The 15,750-nt window shown below is 38.5% G+C and carries 13 protein-coding genes; 10 read left to right on the top strand and 3 right to left on the bottom strand.

What is annotated here, in order from left to right; genetic code table 11:
- Positions 1-117 precede the first annotated feature (117 nt).
- Positions 118-1,350: a peptidase T gene (pepT, locus tag D1839_RS11230; protein WP_120379989.1), complete on the bottom strand. Its 1,233-nt coding sequence runs from the start codon at positions 1,348-1,350 to the stop codon at positions 118-120.
- Positions 1,351-2,242: 892 nt separating this feature from the next.
- On the opposite strand from pepT, the gene D1839_RS11225 reads away from it, so the two are divergent.
- Positions 2,243-3,085, top strand: a complete 843-nt coding sequence (locus D1839_RS11225; RefSeq protein ID WP_120379988.1) for a sulfurtransferase — start codon at positions 2,243-2,245, stop codon at positions 3,083-3,085.
- Positions 3,085-3,651, top strand: a complete 567-nt coding sequence (locus D1839_RS11220; protein WP_120379987.1) for a DNA-3-methyladenine glycosylase I — start codon at positions 3,085-3,087, stop codon at positions 3,649-3,651. The genes D1839_RS11225 and D1839_RS11220 overlap by 1 nt, the downstream gene beginning before the upstream one ends.
- Before the next feature lie 501 nt (positions 3,652-4,152).
- On the opposite strand, the gene D1839_RS11215 is transcribed toward D1839_RS11220, so the two are convergent.
- A complete protein-coding gene (locus D1839_RS11215; protein ID WP_120379986.1) occupies positions 4,153-5,922 on the bottom strand; it encodes a methyl-accepting chemotaxis protein in 1,770 nt (589 codons plus the stop codon).
- 323 nt (positions 5,923-6,245) lie between these two features.
- Here D1839_RS11215 and D1839_RS11210 point away from each other — a divergent pair, with 323 nt between their 5' ends.
- The 7 genes from D1839_RS11210 to rsgA all read left to right on the top strand — a co-directional run bounded on the left by D1839_RS11210 (position 6,246) and on the right by rsgA (position 13,239).
- Positions 6,246-6,788 (top strand): hypothetical protein, encoded by a 543-nt coding sequence (locus D1839_RS11210; protein WP_199690084.1) that lies wholly within the window; start codon positions 6,246-6,248, stop codon positions 6,786-6,788.
- A gap of 554 nt (positions 6,789-7,342) precedes the next feature.
- Entirely contained in the window at positions 7,343-7,681 is a 339-nt protein-coding gene (locus D1839_RS11205; RefSeq protein WP_120379985.1) for a hypothetical protein, read from the top strand.
- Between the two features lie 369 nt (positions 7,682-8,050).
- The gene (locus D1839_RS20825; RefSeq protein WP_286164784.1) at positions 8,051-8,164 is read left to right on the top strand and encodes an RAxF-45 family protein; all 114 of its coding nucleotides are present in this window, start codon (positions 8,051-8,053) and stop codon (positions 8,162-8,164) included.
- A gap of 735 nt (positions 8,165-8,899) precedes the next feature.
- On the top strand, positions 8,900-10,528 hold the full coding sequence (gene abc-f, locus D1839_RS11200) for a ribosomal protection-like ABC-F family protein (RefSeq protein WP_120379984.1): 1,629 nt from the start codon (positions 8,900-8,902) through the stop codon (positions 10,526-10,528).
- A 280-nt stretch (positions 10,529-10,808) separates the two neighbouring features.
- Positions 10,809-11,633: an aldo/keto reductase gene (locus tag D1839_RS11195; protein ID WP_120379983.1), complete on the top strand. Its 825-nt coding sequence runs from the start codon at positions 10,809-10,811 to the stop codon at positions 11,631-11,633.
- 539 nt (positions 11,634-12,172) lie between these two features.
- Complete coding sequence (locus D1839_RS20360; protein ID WP_199690083.1) at positions 12,173-12,379, top strand: hypothetical protein; 207 nt, start codon at positions 12,173-12,175, stop codon at positions 12,377-12,379.
- Complete coding sequence (gene rsgA / locus D1839_RS11190; RefSeq protein ID WP_199690088.1) at positions 12,373-13,239, top strand: ribosome small subunit-dependent GTPase A; 867 nt, start codon at positions 12,373-12,375, stop codon at positions 13,237-13,239. The genes D1839_RS20360 and rsgA overlap by 7 nt, the downstream gene beginning before the upstream one ends.
- A 143-nt stretch (positions 13,240-13,382) precedes the next feature.
- On the opposite strand, the gene D1839_RS11185 is transcribed toward rsgA, so the two are convergent.
- Positions 13,383-13,925, bottom strand: a complete 543-nt coding sequence (locus D1839_RS11185) for an HD domain-containing protein (RefSeq protein WP_120379982.1) — start codon at positions 13,923-13,925, stop codon at positions 13,383-13,385.
- A gap of 698 nt (positions 13,926-14,623) precedes the next feature.
- Here D1839_RS11185 and fni point away from each other — a divergent pair.
- A complete protein-coding gene (gene fni, locus D1839_RS11180) occupies positions 14,624-15,679 on the top strand; it encodes a type 2 isopentenyl-diphosphate Delta-isomerase (protein ID WP_120379981.1) in 1,056 nt (351 codons plus the stop codon).
- Positions 15,680-15,750 lie beyond the last annotated feature (71 nt).

The raw sequence follows: 15,750 nt of genomic DNA, 5'->3' as shown, positions 1-15,750 counted from the left end.
ATCATACCAAGGGGGCATTTTTTATTCAATCCTCATTTTGCTTTATTACAGGAATGCTTTCTTATCTCTTAAAAAAGTGCCAACAAACGTCGGTTGGCACTTTGATAGCTATTATATTTAACTTCGTTGTTCAAATAGCTTACAAATTTCAATAATCGTTTGAGTTGCTTTGATCATATTATCTACAGAAACATATTCAAACTTACCGTGGAAATTTTCTCCGCCAGTAAAGATATTCGGAGTTGGCAGTCCCATGTACGATAACTGAGATCCGTCAGTACCGCCACGGATTGGTTTTACAATGGGTTCGATATTTAAATTTCTCATCGCATCATAGGCAATATCAACAATTTCCTTCACAGGCACGATTTTTTCGCGCATATTAAAATATTGATCTCTTATTTCTAAAGTGACAGCTTCTGCTCCATACTTGGCTTGAAGTTTGTCTGTTATTTGGTGAAATATGTTTTTTCGCTTTTCGAATGTATCTTTATCAAAATCTCTTATAATGTAGCTTACTTCTGCATTTTCAACATCACCATTCACCGAGCTTAAATGATAAAAGCCTTCATATCCTTCTGTATATTCTGGGGATTCCTGATCTGGGAGTTCGTTGATAAAGGCTGCTGCCATTTTTCCCGCGTTGACCAATTTATTTTTTGCTGTTCCCGGATGTACGCTCTTGCCTTTAAACATTACTTTAGCTGCTGCTGCGTTAAAACTTTCATACTGCAATTCGCCTAACGGTCCGCCATCAACGGTATAAGCATAAGTGGCACCAAACCGTTCGACGTCAAACTTATGTGGTCCACGACCAATCTCCTCATCGGGTGTAAAAGCGACCCGAATTTTACCGTGCTTGATTTCCGGATGTTTAATCAAATAGTTCATAGCGGTCATAATTTCCGCAATGCCCGCTTTGTTATCAGCTCCGAGTAAAGTTGTTCCATCTGTAGTGATTAACGTATGCCCTTGATATTGTGACAGTTCTGGAAAGTCAGAAACAGATAGCACCATATTTTGTTCTTCATTTAAGACAATATCGCCGCCAGCAAAGTTCTCGATAACTTTGGGCTGCACATTTTTTCCTGTGAAGTCTGTTGCTGTGTCCAAATGTGCCAAAAAACCGATTGTCGGTATGTTTCCATCCGTGTTTGCTGGAAGTGTCGCCATGACATAACCATAATCATCTACAGCAACATCGACCATCCCAATTTCCTGAAGTTCATGAACTAAGTGATTGGCTAATTCAAGCTGTCCTGGTGTGGAAGGGGTAGCGTCATTGCTTTCATCTGATTGTGTATCTATTTTGGCGTATGTAATAAATCTTTCCATCATTTCTTCTTTCATGAATTGTCAGCTCCGATCTGATTTAAAGGTAAAAAAGTTACTTGATGAGGTTGTTGCAAAAGTATATTGAAAATGACATATCGAATTTCTCGTTATTTGGTTTTTACGTCTTTTGGAAAAGGATATCTCTTTTCTTTGCAAGATAAGAAAGTATAAAAATTTTGGCATTGAGATAACGATATAAAGGAATAGCCACGTCCGGCTTAAGCGCCCAGCAACTAGGCGACTTCACGAAAGCGCCCTACGATAAGTCATCATTGGTTCGTGCCTCACCATGCTTCCTAAAACTTTAGTTGCTTCGTTCCAGTTGCTACGTTGCTAAACGGGCGCTCTTCGCCTTTGTTCCTTCAGAATGATTTTCAAAGGATGCCTATACTAGCACTCGTGTTATGGGATTTTCTACGTTGATATGTCCTGTGACAGGGTAGAAGTCAGTACATTCTGTACAACTGCGCTACTCGGAAATTCGCCCCATAGGATGCGCTAATGTCAAGCTTTGCAAGAAAGAAGGCTACGACAGCAATATATCGCACGCAGGAAAAGTGTCTTTCTTTTTAAAAGGATGCTTGAAACCTTAGCCGCCCTCGGTTCTTTTTACCTCCTTTTTGAACAGGCACTTTGTTAAAAAGTATGTATCTCTAAGCTTCACATAATTTATTTGAAAAACAGTCCTGTTTATTTATTCTTCATATCATGTAAAGTGTTTCTTTTATTATAACTTAATTACGCTAATATTCTAAACAAAATACTTCGCGTCCCTAAGTTAGGGGTAGGCATGAATCAGCTTATCGTTTAAAATAAGGTTAGGATATAAAAGAGTTAAAAAGATTACGGGATCATATCGAAAACCTTCGCTGTTCATATCTATTTAAAAATACTGGAGGGATAAACGTTGACATATGTCATTAGCGTAGAACGCCTGAAGAACCGGTTAGAAAATAAATTAAAGAATACAGTAATCATAGATGTTCGTTTTCAATTGATGGATCCAGAAGCTGGTAGAAAGGCGTATTTACAAGGGCATATCCCTGGTGCCATTTTCATGGATATTGAAAATGATTTGTCTGGTAAAAAGTTGAAACATGGAGGAAATCATCCACTTCCAGATCTCACCATGCTTGCAGCCAAATTTGGAAAAGTCGGTGTAGATCATAATACAACAGTTGTGTTATACGATGAGCATAATGACATGTTTGCTGCAAGAGCATGGTGGTTATTATATTACATGGGACATAACAAAGTGTACGTCTTAGATGGTGGATATACCCGCTGGGAAGAAACAGGGAACGAAACGACGGTAGAAATTCCACAACTTAAGCCAAAATTATTTCATTTGAAAATGAGACCAAACCAAACGGCAAATATGGAAGAGGTAAAAGAAAAAGTAAAGCAAAAAGCCGCTGTTTTAATTGATTCTCGTGCAAAAGAGCGTTATTTAGGAGACTATGAACCGATGTATGCTAGAGCAGGACACATACCCGGAGCCAAGCATTATTTCTGGAAGGATGTGCTTGATACAAATGGTTCATGGAAGAAAAAAGAAGCTTTAGAAAAGCAATTTGCTTCTCTATCTAAGGATGAGGAAATCATTGTCTCGTGTGGTTCTGGAATATCCGCTTGTCCAAATGTTTTAGCGCTGAAATCACTTGGGTATAAAAATGTGAAGCTATATCCAGGTAGTTTTAGCGATTGGATCTCCTATGAAGATAATGAAGTCGCGATTGGAGAAGACTGATGATCAAACAGAGATGCCAATGGCTCACGGATGATATCATTTATATTGCTTATCACGATCATGAATGGGGAAAACCACAATATAACGATCAGAAATTATTTGAAATGCTTTGCTTAGAAGGGGCACAAGCAGGACTAAGTTGGATTACCATTTTAAAACGCAGAGACAATTACCGCCTTGCATTTGATCAATTTGACCCGATAAAGATAAGTAAATATAATGATCAGAAAATAGAAACATTGCTCCAAAATGAAGGGATTATCCGCAATCGTAGAAAAGTAAATACATTTATTAAGAATGCGCAGGCCTTTTTGAAAGTACAAGAAGAGTTTGGCGACTTTTCTACGTATATCTGGTCATTTGTCGATGGAAAACCAATAGTTAATCATTGGCAAACACTTGAAGAGGTTCCTGCGTTTACAAACGAGTCCGAGCAAATGAGTAAAGACTTGAAACGTCGTGGTTTTCAATTTGTTGGACCGACCATCTGTTATGCATATATGCAAGCAACGGGAATGGTCAATGATCATACACGTGACTGTTTTTTATATGCGGGTAGAAAGTAACGACATTATTTGCTTGTAAAAATGGACTTATAATTTGTCTTACCTGTTAACGTTTAGCAGACCGTGTACGAAGTTTCCCCCTCCTAAGATAGTAAATTGGAAACTATTTTTGTATTGAAAGGAATAACTAGGGGGCTAAGTCCTTGCTGGTTGAAGCAAAAGTTTTTCATTTGAGCGAAAAGCCCTCTCGTACTGAAATGGAAAGTTGCTCTACGAACTCGTATGAACATCTTGTCGCAGCTAGAAAACCGATTATCAGAGCGAGAAAGCCGCTATCTTAAGATAAGAAAATAGATTAGCGTAGCGAGAATGTGGCAGGGTCCTAAAATATATCCGTATGACCAAAGCGGTATAAGAGAACAACCTTTTCTAATATGGGTTCCGTCCATCTTCCAGGCGTCTATAGATGGACGGGATGTATGATAGCATCTTTATATCAAGCTTTCACGAGGAGTTGTGGCAACCATTTGTCAGTTTTCCACTACTTCAGCTCTTTGTTTTTCATAGCTTAAAAACGTTCACCTGTTTGTTAAGCTCTGCAGCTAATTCAGCTAGTTCATCTACATTATAGGAAACTTGTTCCATCGTACTGGTTGTTTCTTCCGTAGAAGCGGCTACTTGTTCTACACCAGCAGCAGATTCTTGTGAAATGGAAGCCATTTCTTTGACGAGTTGATCCATGGATTCGCTTGTTGTAGTATTTTCTTTCAGCTTAATAGAAATAGCTTGCATTTTTTCAATCATGCTGGTAATAGCGCAATTCATTTGTTGGAAATTGCTGCCTGTGTCTTCAATTTGTTGCTTTCCTGTTTTTACTTCATCATAACCTTGATGCAGGGAAGCAACGACTTCGCTCGTTTCTGATTGAATACGTTGGACAATTGTTGTAATTTCACCCACGGATTGAGCGACTTGTTCTGATAGCTTTCTTACCTCATCCGTCACCACTGCAAAGCCTCTGCCGTGTTCCCCTGCTCTTGCAGCCTCAATAGCAGCGTTTAGGGATAGTAAATTGGTCTGTTCTGCAATATCTCGAATAACCTTAATGAGCTTAGAGATTTGGTTAGACTGTTCATCCAATCCCCTTACCTGTTGTACGGCCTGCTCCATAATGGTGTCAATTTGATTCATTTGCTGAACGGACTGTTCCATCAGTTTGGAACTATCTGTTGTCCATTGCTGAACATCACTAGCATCTGTCATTACTTCATTTCCTCTTTGCTCCGAAATATGAACATTATCGACAAAACGATTCATTTTTTCTGACAATTCATTAGCTCCTGTTGATTGTGCCTCTGTACCACTAGCTAATTCCTCCATCGTTGCAGCAATTTGGTGGTTGCTTTCTTTTACTTCACTAGCTGATTTTGTTAACTGCCCGCTTTGGGTGGAGACAGATGAAGCAGCCATTTGTACGCTGTGGATGATATCGCGTATTCGTTCCTTCATCGTGTGTACGGATTGAGCAAGTTGTCCTATTTCATCTTTTGCTCGATCCTCTTCTTGTTTTACCTGTAAGTTCCCAGATGCTACTTCTTTCGTTGAGTGGACAATGCTCTGTAATCTTGCTGTAATACCTCGACTAACGATAATCATAAATGGAATGCCAATAACTAAAGCTAACAGATTAGTGATCGCCAATATGTATACGCTCCTGTTTGAACTTCCCTCCGCTTCAGCGATTGCGGCAGCTTGCTGTTCCTGTGTTTGCTCTAACAGATGATTAACGAGTGTCATTGTATCTGTACGAAGTCTTCCTGAGTAGTGGCGAATGGTATTAGCAAATTGTTCTCTTCCTTCTTCGACAGAAGTTACCATCCGTTCCATAAAGGCTTCATCAATGGAAGCATTGTTTTGCAGAATATCGTTGAAAATGGTTTTTTGTTTTTTTCCGTCCATCGTTTTTTCTAACTGTTGTGCGATTTGATCAAATTGCTCTTGATAATCCTCAAAAGCGTTAAAATACTTTGTATTCTCAGTGATTAAATAATCAGCAGATTGTACATCTTTTGCCTGAATGATAATTGCTAATTGCGATATTTTATTTGTCTGCTCCTGTAGCTCATTTACTTTTTGAATATCCTTTTGTCCGCCTTTTAATTGTACATATACAATTACGGAAGAAGTAAGGAGTAAGGCAATGGTTAAAAAGAAAACAGCTAAGTATTTTTTATGAATGCGCAAATTTCGCCAAGTAAAAATGAATTTTTTCCTAATGGTTTTTAACTTCTTTTTTTCGTTTGTTGATTTCTTTATTTTCTTTTTCTGCATGGAATCCCCCTTTATAGCATTTGCAAAGAATATTCGCTCACTTCATTTTGCATGGTGCTGCATACTCCTGCTCTTAAACTAAATCAACACTTCACGATTGCGTAAAAATGCTTTCCTTCTTCATGGATGAAGAAAGTTATGGCAGTAATTACAACATGATTTTTAATTTCCCTAAATAAGGAATCCCTTTCAGGAAATTGTCTTATAAAGGAAACAGTACCTTTGTTTACATATCGACAAAATAAAGAGTGATTTGAAGTGATTATTGCAAATTTTTTTACATTTGCGTTAGTTCCTAATCATCGTGTAGAATGTCAAATTGTGTGCGTAAATTTAAAAATGCAGGTGATATCATGCAAAGGACCGCTTTTATAGAAAACGAAAAAAATAAGCAGGAATTACAAGAAGAACTGAATGCTCTAGAAATTCAAGTCTTACGTATGCAAGAAAATGTGAAGGAAATTGCTAAAAAAGCATATATTGTTAGTATTGACCAAACAAAAGAAGCCAATTGGGTCATTGTTTATGCCAATCGAAAAGCAAATACGTTTCAACTTATGCTTCACGAATGTACAAAACCATTTCGAGGGAATTGGGATTCTGCTATTGAAGCTGAATATAAATCAGAAACCACGATTCATATTTCCGATATTAAAGGCGAACAAAATAAGGGGTTTGGTTCGGTCTTAATGAAACATTTAAAAGAGATTGCCCATCAAGAGAACAAACATTATATTACAGGCGATATTGTCAAACGCGATTTTGATCATGTGGAACGACTAAAACACTTTTATACGAAGCATTACTTTGAGATAAGTATGGATCATAATGAGCAGAGTGGAAAAATTGTTTGGAGTCCGTGCTGATTCAGCAGTATCCACGAACCGAAAGACACTAGGCTTGTTATAATACCTAAGCTATGAGCGAAATGCTTTTTAAGAAAATGGTTGCTTTGGTGGATACGGACTTAACCGAATAGCCGCATCCGGAGCAAGCCCCTAGCAACTAGGCAACTTTACGAAATCGCCTTCCGATAAGTCATCATTGGTTCGCGGTTAAGAGGAAGGCCGACTAAAAACAGGCTTGCCACCCGACGTCGGCATACTCCTGTTGCAGGAGCATGATTTCTAAAACTTTAGTTGATTCGTTCTAGTCGCTACGTTGCTAAACGGGCGCTCTGCGCCTTTGTTCATGCTATGTGTAGTTGAAAACAATTCCTAAGTTGCTACATATAAGGAAATGTATCCCGTAGATTTAGGTTATATATATTTTTGGAATGAATGCAAATTCTTACCAGAGAATCACTTTGTCCTAGATGAAAATTAATATAAAGATGTTATTTTAAGACTAGAAGAAACACAGAAGTTTAAGGCGAGACACGGAGCCTAAATTCCCAACCGTTTGGCAATATCGTCTTACATTGGATGGAGCACAAGCACTTGTTAATTTATCATTTCACGACGGAGCTTATGGGCAACATTGGAATATACCTGCAACTCACCCTGTAACAGGAATCGACTTAGTACGTTTGATTCGGGATGTAACACGGTATCAGAAAAAAGTATTTACAGTAACAACCAATATGCTAAGGTTTTTAGGTGTTTTTGATCGTCAAATGCGAGAGTTTGTTGAAATGCAATATTTAAATCGGCAACCCGTTATTTTAAATGGAGAAAAGTATGAAAATTTAATAGGCCCGTTGCCGCGGACATCTTATAAACAAGGGATTGAGCTTACGCTTAGATCATACCAAGCTTAGAACATTTGTGAAATTAAGGTAAGTATAAACTAAACAATGTAAACGACTTCCACTATTCTAGCTACCTTTTCAACAAATGAAGCTGATGTCGCCCTTTATAATACAAACACTTTATGCTTCTAACTTGGATAACAGGGTAAATATCTTTGAGTTAAGTTATTGTGAACTAATAAGAGGAATTTAAAGTAGGCAGGGAAAATACAGTCTTTATCCAATGATACAATAAGAACTACATTTGATCTAAGCGCTCTGTTTTACCACATAACAGGTCTTACAACATCAATTTATATTAGTTAAAGTAAATTCCCATTGACACGGAGTAAACTTTTTAGATAAACTAGGTTTAATTATAAACGGGAGGTGAGGTAGATGAATCAAACTGGTGGCGTAACGAAAATTCAAGCATATCTTTATATTCGTTATGCAATTTTTTCCAATAATTCAAATGACGGAATACGTCTGTCTTTTTATAATTCAAAATAATGGAAAAAATACCAGTAAGAGACATCTACCTACCTGGCGGATTTAGTGTGCATATAGATAGTGCGAAGGGATAATATGCGATTAAGCTGTTTAAGGACATAAGGGGATAAGCTCTCCCCTTATGTCTTTTTTGCAAGATAAGATAGTATCAAATTTGTTACTTTGGGATACACCAGTATAACGGAACCACGTCCGGAGCAAGCGCCCAGCAACTAGGCAACTTCACTCCATTGCCCTACGATAAGTCATCATCGGTTCGCGGTTAAGAGGAAGGCCGACTAAAAACAGGCTTGCCACCCGACGTCGGCATACTCCTGTTGCAGGAGCATGATTTCTAAAACTTTAGTTGCTTCGTTCCAGTTGCTACGTTGCTAAACGGGCGCTCTGCGCCTTTGTTATACTATAAAAAGCGGGAGATTTATAGTATAAGAAAAGCGACTTGACGACAAGCCAAGTTTTTCAGTTATACCGAACGGCTGGAAAGACATATTAAATATTGCAAGATAGACAAACTTTGTATCTAAATATGACCAACATAATTGAAAGTTTGTCCGAGTTTAAAGTGCTTGTTTAACACCATAAATTCAAGCAAGTTGGTGCGGAAATAATAAGTGCAAAGTAAACTAAACAATATCGTTGCGCTACTTTTGACGCATGTTCATCCTTATGTACCATTTCCAATTTGCCAAGTTTTATTAGGTAGAATTGTCTCTTCTAGAGCGGAGGAAGAGAAAAATGCTTACTGCAAGTCTACACCAAGTGACTCAAACAATAGGTGCTAACCTGATTTTTGAAAATATAACCGCAGAAGTGAAGCAAGGAGAGCGGATCGGTTTAATCGGTAGAAATGGTACAGGAAAATCGACTTTATTACAGTTATTGGCGAAAAAATCTGAACCAGCTAAAGGAATAATCACTTGGAAGAAAAATACTTCTGTCGGATTACTACTACAAAATCCGATGATAGAAGAACAATCAACAGTTGCAGCGTTATTAGCAGCAGTTTTTACGGAGTTAAACCGGATAAAAACTGAAATGGAGCACATTGAAAACTTAATGGGGGAGGAAACGAACCCTGCAAAACTAACAAAGCTGATCCAAACGTATGGAGATATGCAAGATCATTTTCTAAAAAATGGTGGTTATGAAATAGATGCTCGGGTGCGCCGCGTGATGAGTGGTTTGCAGATCGAAGAACTTGCAATGAAGTCGTGGAATCATTTAAGTGGTGGTGAACGAACCAAAGTAGGTTTAGCACAATTATTATTACAGGCTCCGGACTTACTTTTGCTGGATGAACCTACTAATCACCTTGATTTTAAAGCAATAGAATGGCTAACAGAGTTTATCCGACACTATAAAGGAACAATTGTGATCGTTTCGCACGACCGTTACTTTTTGGATGATACCGTTACAAAGATCTGGGAATTGGATCAACACGAATTAACCACCTATGTTACTAATTATACCAATTATGTGAAGGAACGGGAGGAGCGATTGCTGCAAGAATTTCAGCAATATCAGGATCAGCAAAAGAAAATAAAGAAAATGAAAGAAACAATTAAGCGATTAAAAGAATGGGCGAATCAAGCAAATCCTCCAAATGATGGGCTACATCGCAGAGCGAAGAGTATGGAGAAAGCATTGGAGAAAATTACCCGCTTAAAACGGCCGGTACTAGAGCAAAAACGTATCAAGGTAGATTTTAAAATGCAGGATCGAAGTGGAAAAGAAGTGGTTAAGCTCAAAGGTGTATCAAAAAAAGTTCAGGGAAAAGGGCTCTTTCAGGAGGTTGATTTGCATGTGCGCTTTCAGGAGCGAGTAGCGATTATTGGTGAAAACGGGTCGGGAAAATCGACATTGTTACAGTTAATGATTAGAAGAATAGAAGCAGATGAAGGAGATGTGCAATTGGGTAGCAATCTATCCCTCGGGTTCTTATCGCAACATATGCTGGAAATGGAAGATAATCGCACGGTAATCGATGAATTTCGTGAACAAGTACCTGTAGAAGAAGGAAGAGCGAGAGCCATTTTAGCCCAATTTTTATTTTACGGATCAAGTGTATTCCAGCAAACTAGGCAGCTAAGCGGTGGGGAAAAAACACGCTTGCGGTTAGCGCAATTAATGTACCAAAATCATAACGTCCTTATTTTAGATGAACCGACAAACCACCTTGATATTGAATCCAAAGAAGCATTAGAAGAGGCATTAGAGCATTTTGCAGGAACTATTATTGCTGTTTCTCATGACCGCTATTTTTTAGATCGACTCTTCCCAGTAACGTATTTGCTTCAAAATCAAAAAGTAATCCGATTTGAAGGAAACTACAGTTATGTACGGGAGCGTTGGTTGGAAAAATAGACATGGATTGCTGAAGAAGTACTAATGGTATGAGGACTAATACCAGAGTAAGCATGGGGTTTTCTTGCATGTGAGGTTTGTTTTGCTCCTTTTGTGAAGTATCCTGTTGATTTCGTCCAGATATTTTTTTGGGGGCTACGTATTTGTTTAATTGCAACAGCCGAATTGGTTCACTTTTTTAATCATGATCATTGATGCTCCATAAAGTGGCTACACTTTTGTTTAAAAAATAATACCAACTGTGATACTATAAAAATAATTAATAGAGAGGGGCAAAACAATGCACTATATGACATTGAATAATGGCTTACGTATGCCGCAGCTCGGTTTTGGTGTGTGGCAAGTACCAGATAAAGAGGCGACGACAGCAGTTGCAAGAGCACTTGAAATCGGCTATCGCTCCATTGACACGGCTAAAATTTACGAAAACGAACGCGGGGTAGGGCAAGCATTAGTTAATAGCTCTCTTGCTCGTGAAGATTTATTTATTACGACAAAGGTTTGGAATAGTGATCAAGGCTATGAGAACACGCTTCATGCTTTTGAACAAAGTCTAGAAAAGCTAGGGTTAGATTATATAGACTTGTATTTGATTCATTGGCCGACACCGGAATATGATCAGTATGTAGAAACTTACAAAGCTTTGGAAAAGTTATACCAAGATGGACGTGCGAAAGCAATTGGAGTTTGTAATTTTAATATAGAACATTTGCAGCGGTTAATTAACGAATGTGCCGTTGTTCCAGCAGTCAACCAAGTTGAATGCCATCCTTATCTACAGCAAAGGAAATTAAAAGATTTTTGCGACCAGCACCATATCTATCTAGAAGCTTGGAGCCCGTTAATGCAGGGTGGAAAGGTGCTTCATGATCCGGTTATTACAAAAATTGCTGAAGCGCATCAAAAAACATCAGCGCAAGTTGTACTGCGTTGGCACCTGCAAGCAAATCATATTGCCATACCAAAATCGGTCACACCATCTCGTATGGAAGAGAATTTTACAGTGTTTGATTTTGAACTTGCCACAGAGGAAATGGCAGCTATTGCTGAAATAGACCGCGGTGAACGCACAGGTCCTGAACCGAGTGAAATGAATACTAGATAAATAAAAAGCTGTCTCTTCCGTTAGTTATTAACGTTGAGGCAGCTTTTTTTACTTACGGCTATTTCATTTCATTTGATTCTGAAACCCTTTGTTTCAGCACGTGTCTTTCTAAATGTGAAGCTCATTATTTTAACTGCAATGCTGTTGCCACCTTTATATTACCGCTTAGTTTGATAAAAAATTTACCAGTGTGAAAAGGTTTTTGTGCCACTGAAACTTTACAAAGAGGGTTAAAATAAGCTATAACATAGTTAGGGTTTTAATATGCGTTGTTCTATTTTGAAAGGAGAGATGTTTTATGCGTGTAGTATTAAAACAAATTAATATAAACAAAATGGAGGAACGGTCGGAATAAATAGTATCGCTTTCCTCCAAATCTAAGATGTTCAAAATTAAGTAGAAATGTCGTGACGAATTTTTTACCGCTTATTTCCTTGAGTGTAGATACTCAATATTGGAAGTATTGCTAGAAATAAATATGTCGAAAGTTTCGGCTCAGTCTACTTTTTGAACATCTATCCCTAAGGAGGAAAATATAATTGAATAAATTAGTAACACTTGGCTGGAATGAAGATTTTTTCAAAGCAGATGATCCAGCTCTTATTGCCCGGGTAATAACAGTACAAAGGAATAGTTACCGTATTTCAGATGGAGAAATGGAGTACCTCGCTCACGTAAGTGGAAAGTTTATAAACACGGCAAATAGCCCAATGGATTTTCCTAAGTTGGCGACTGGGTTATTGTAGATAAGCTCAAATTAGAGCAAAAAGCAGTTATTCACCAAATTTTGCCAAGAAAAAGTCAACTCGTTCGACAAGCTGCTGGTAGTAAAACCGAAGCGCAACTCGTTGCAGCAAATTTAGATACGATATTCATCGTAAGTTCACTAAATAAGGATGTTAATATACGTCGTATGGAACGATATATTGTGGCTGTTTATGAAAGTGGTGCCACCCCTGTTATTGTGTTAACGAAAAAGGATGAATACCCAGAGGAAGCACTGCCAGAGTTGATTTCCAAAGTGGAAACAGTTGCTATCGGTATCCCGATTATAGTCGTAAGCAGTGTCACAGGAGAGGGGATACAAGGTGTAAAAGCATACTTGAACCCTACTGAAACGGTTGCTTTAATAGGTTCTTCTGGGGTAGGGAAATCCACTTTAGTGAATGTTCTATTGGAGCAAAATGTACAGAAGACAAAAGATATACGATCAGGTGATAGCAGAGGGAGACATACAACGACTCACAGGGAAATGTTTGTGTTACCAAATGGTTCCTTGTTAATTGATACTCCTGGAATGCGTGAGCTACAGCTATGGGATGGAGAAGAGGCTGTAGATGCAACGTTTGAAGATGTGGATAATTTGGCTAGTTCTTGCTTTTTTAAAGATTGCCAACATGATACAGAACCTGGCTGCCGTGTGAGGGAAGCTCTTGACTCTGGAGAATTGCCACAGGAACGTTTTGAAAGTTATCAGAAACTATTACGAGAATTGGCATTTGAAAAAAGAAAGCAAAACCAAAAAGCGCAGCTTGAAGAGAAAAATAAGTGGAAGCAGCGATCTAAAAACGCAAAAGTTGCTTACAAACAACGTGGATATAAATAATGGTTATCAGAGAATAGCTGAGATTATTTGTTGCCCCCATTAAGTGCGAAATGAGGGCTTGTATAAACTAGGTATAGATGGTATAGATCTTCTCTCATTAGTAAAAAGCCGATTTATATAATGCTCTCATTTAATATTAATCCTTATGAATGAAAGACACGGAATACTGTATCTTCATAGAGTTTAAAAAAAGATGGGGTTTCTATTAGGGAGACCCCATCATACATGACTGCTGCAATGGATTGGTAATACCATTTCTGTTTAGAAAAAGGAGCGTTAAAGTTATCCCACACGGCATCTCCAAGTAATTTCAAGTCTTCCTCAATACTTAATAAATTATCTAATTTGTCTGCAACAATTAATTGCTTTACTTCTATATTCGAAGTTTGCAGTACATCAATTGTATGCTGCTTCCGCTTATCCCAAGGTAAAGATTTATTTTCAGTATGCGCACTTACTAGAAAAGTAATGTGTTTTCCAAATCGCGAGGCAATATCTTGTATGGTATATGCTGTATCTTCAACAACATCATGTAAATAACCCGCACATACAACTTCTTTACTGCACCCAGCTCCTTCAAGTATATTCGCAACACGAATAGGGTGGGTTATATATGGCGTTTTTGAATTTTTTCTAAGTTGTCCCTGATGTGCTGCAGTAGCGAAATCTTTTGCTCTTTGTTTCATGAATCAATTCCTCCTGCTTATATTTCATGGTTAATTTAAATGTTTTGATTTACGCTCTAGTATCGAACAACCGTCCAAACATAAACCAAATTAGGAGTAGCGGAATTCCAGCAATTAACTGACACAAGTATTCCAAATCACTATTTAAGGAAGTGTACGTTTAAAATGAAGATGCTGGGCGCTGTATAGAAATTGTATCGCTGTTGTCCTGGCGGGGGCCTTGCCAACCTACGCCTAAGATGCTCTCCATAGAGAAGTGATAGGTTAGCGTTAGATCGGGCAAAGAAGGGAAAGACCTATCGAGTAACGTGCTAAATCGCGCACCTGTGGTCCCGGGCCGAACGAGTGTCAATTCGAATCGATCATCCGAGGCTCCAGACTGAGCCAGTGCAACAATAAATCAAACATAGATACCTAGGAGTAGTAATAAGCCAAAACTAGCATATGCAGCTTCATATCGATCATTGCAAGCTGAAAAGCGAGCATGCTACGTTCAGAACGAATCTGATCAATAAAATCCGTATCAACGATAAAAGCTAATTCCAATCGATCAAAATTTTAAGACGTCTTTCTCATTATACAATGGATTCTGATTCGGTGTTTGCTGGGACAGAAAGTTTCTTAAATCGTCACAGTAAGTTTTATGTCTAAGTTATGTTATCATAAAAACCAAGGTCGGAAAATTGGAGGTTTTTAGCATGGAAGAGGGAATTAATCTTAGAAAAACCGAGCATATTCAGCTTTGCTTAACAGAGAATGTAGAAGGTGTAAATAAATCAACGGGACTAGAAGGTATATCATTTATACATAACGCCCTTCCAGAAATTAATTTTGGTGATATTCAAATAAGTACAAGCTTTTTAAATAAACCTTTACAAGCTCCGTTTTTGGTAAGCTCCATGACTGGAGGGTCGGAGCTGGCTGCAAAAATCAATCAGAATTTAGCACTGGCTGCTGAAGAGAAAGGCTGGGCTGTTGCTCTTGGTTCAACTAGAGCTCTGTTAGAAAGTGATGCTCACCAGTCATCTTTCTTAATTCGAAATCAGGCTCCAACCGTTCCATTAATTGCTAATTTAGGCGCAGTGCAATTAAATTATGGCTATGGCGCTGAGGAAGCACAGCGCATTGTTGATATGACGGAAGCCGATTCGCTCGTTCTCCATTTCAACAGCTTGCAGGAGGCAGTTCAAGATGGGGGGGATTTAAACTTTGCTAATTTATTACCGAAAGTTGAAGAAATTTGTCGTAAGTTAACTGTACCAGTAGGCGCTAAAGAAGTGGGATTCGGCATCGATGGATTTGTAGCTGAAAAGCTGTATAATGCTGGAGTAGCATATATCGATGTAGCTGGAGCCGGTGGAACGTCATGGAGCCAGGTGGAAAAGCTGCGGTCACAGGACCCACTTCGAAAAGCGGCAGCAGAAGCATTTAATAATTGGGGGCTGCCGACAAAGGATTGTATTGTATCGGTAAGAAATAAACTGCCACAAACGCCGCTTGTAGCAAGTGGTGGAATGAAAACAGGTGTTGAAGCTGCAAAAGCAATTACAATTGGAGCAGATGTCATTGGGTTTGCCCGTCAACTGCTACAGGCAGCAACTGAATCGGCTGAATCAGTCATCACAACAATGGAACAAATAGAATTAGAATTGAAAATGGCTATGTTTGGGATTGGGGCAGCGTCATTAGAAGAACTGAAAAAAACGAGACGCGTATCCATTATGGGCAGGTCGTTGTTAGAACAGAACGGCTAGTTGCTTGGCAGCTGGCTGTTTTTGGATTCTGTGTTTTATAACTTCTCTAGCCGGGTAACTACATAATAAAC

Origin of the sequence: Roseburia sp. 1XD42-34 (assembly GCF_009917385.1) — a bacterium.
Taxonomy (GTDB): domain Bacteria; phylum Bacillota; class Bacilli; order Bacillales; family Amphibacillaceae; genus Virgibacillus.
Note: the sequence above shows the minus strand (reverse complement) of the source record. Positions and strands in the feature narration are given on the sequence as shown.

Coding starts and splice junctions, on each gene's coding strand:
- pepT (WP_120379989.1), bottom strand. CDS start 1,350: ATGAAAGAAGAAATGATGGAAAGATTTATTACATACGCCAAAATAGAT.
- D1839_RS11220 (WP_120379987.1), top strand. CDS start 3,085: ATGATCAAACAGAGATGCCAATGGCTCACGGATGATATCATTTATATT.
- D1839_RS11215 (WP_120379986.1), bottom strand. CDS start 5,922: ATGCAGAAAAAGAAAATAAAGAAATCAACAAACGAAAAAAAGAAGTTA.
- D1839_RS20825 (WP_286164784.1), top strand. CDS start 8,051: ATGAATCAAACTGGTGGCGTAACGAAAATTCAAGCATATCTTTATATT.
- abc-f (WP_120379984.1), top strand. CDS start 8,900: ATGCTTACTGCAAGTCTACACCAAGTGACTCAAACAATAGGTGCTAAC.
- D1839_RS11195 (WP_120379983.1), top strand. CDS start 10,809: ATGCACTATATGACATTGAATAATGGCTTACGTATGCCGCAGCTCGGT.
- D1839_RS11185 (WP_120379982.1), bottom strand. CDS start 13,925: ATGAAACAAAGAGCAAAAGATTTCGCTACTGCAGCACATCAGGGACAA.
- fni (WP_120379981.1), top strand. CDS start 14,624: ATGGAAGAGGGAATTAATCTTAGAAAAACCGAGCATATTCAGCTTTGC.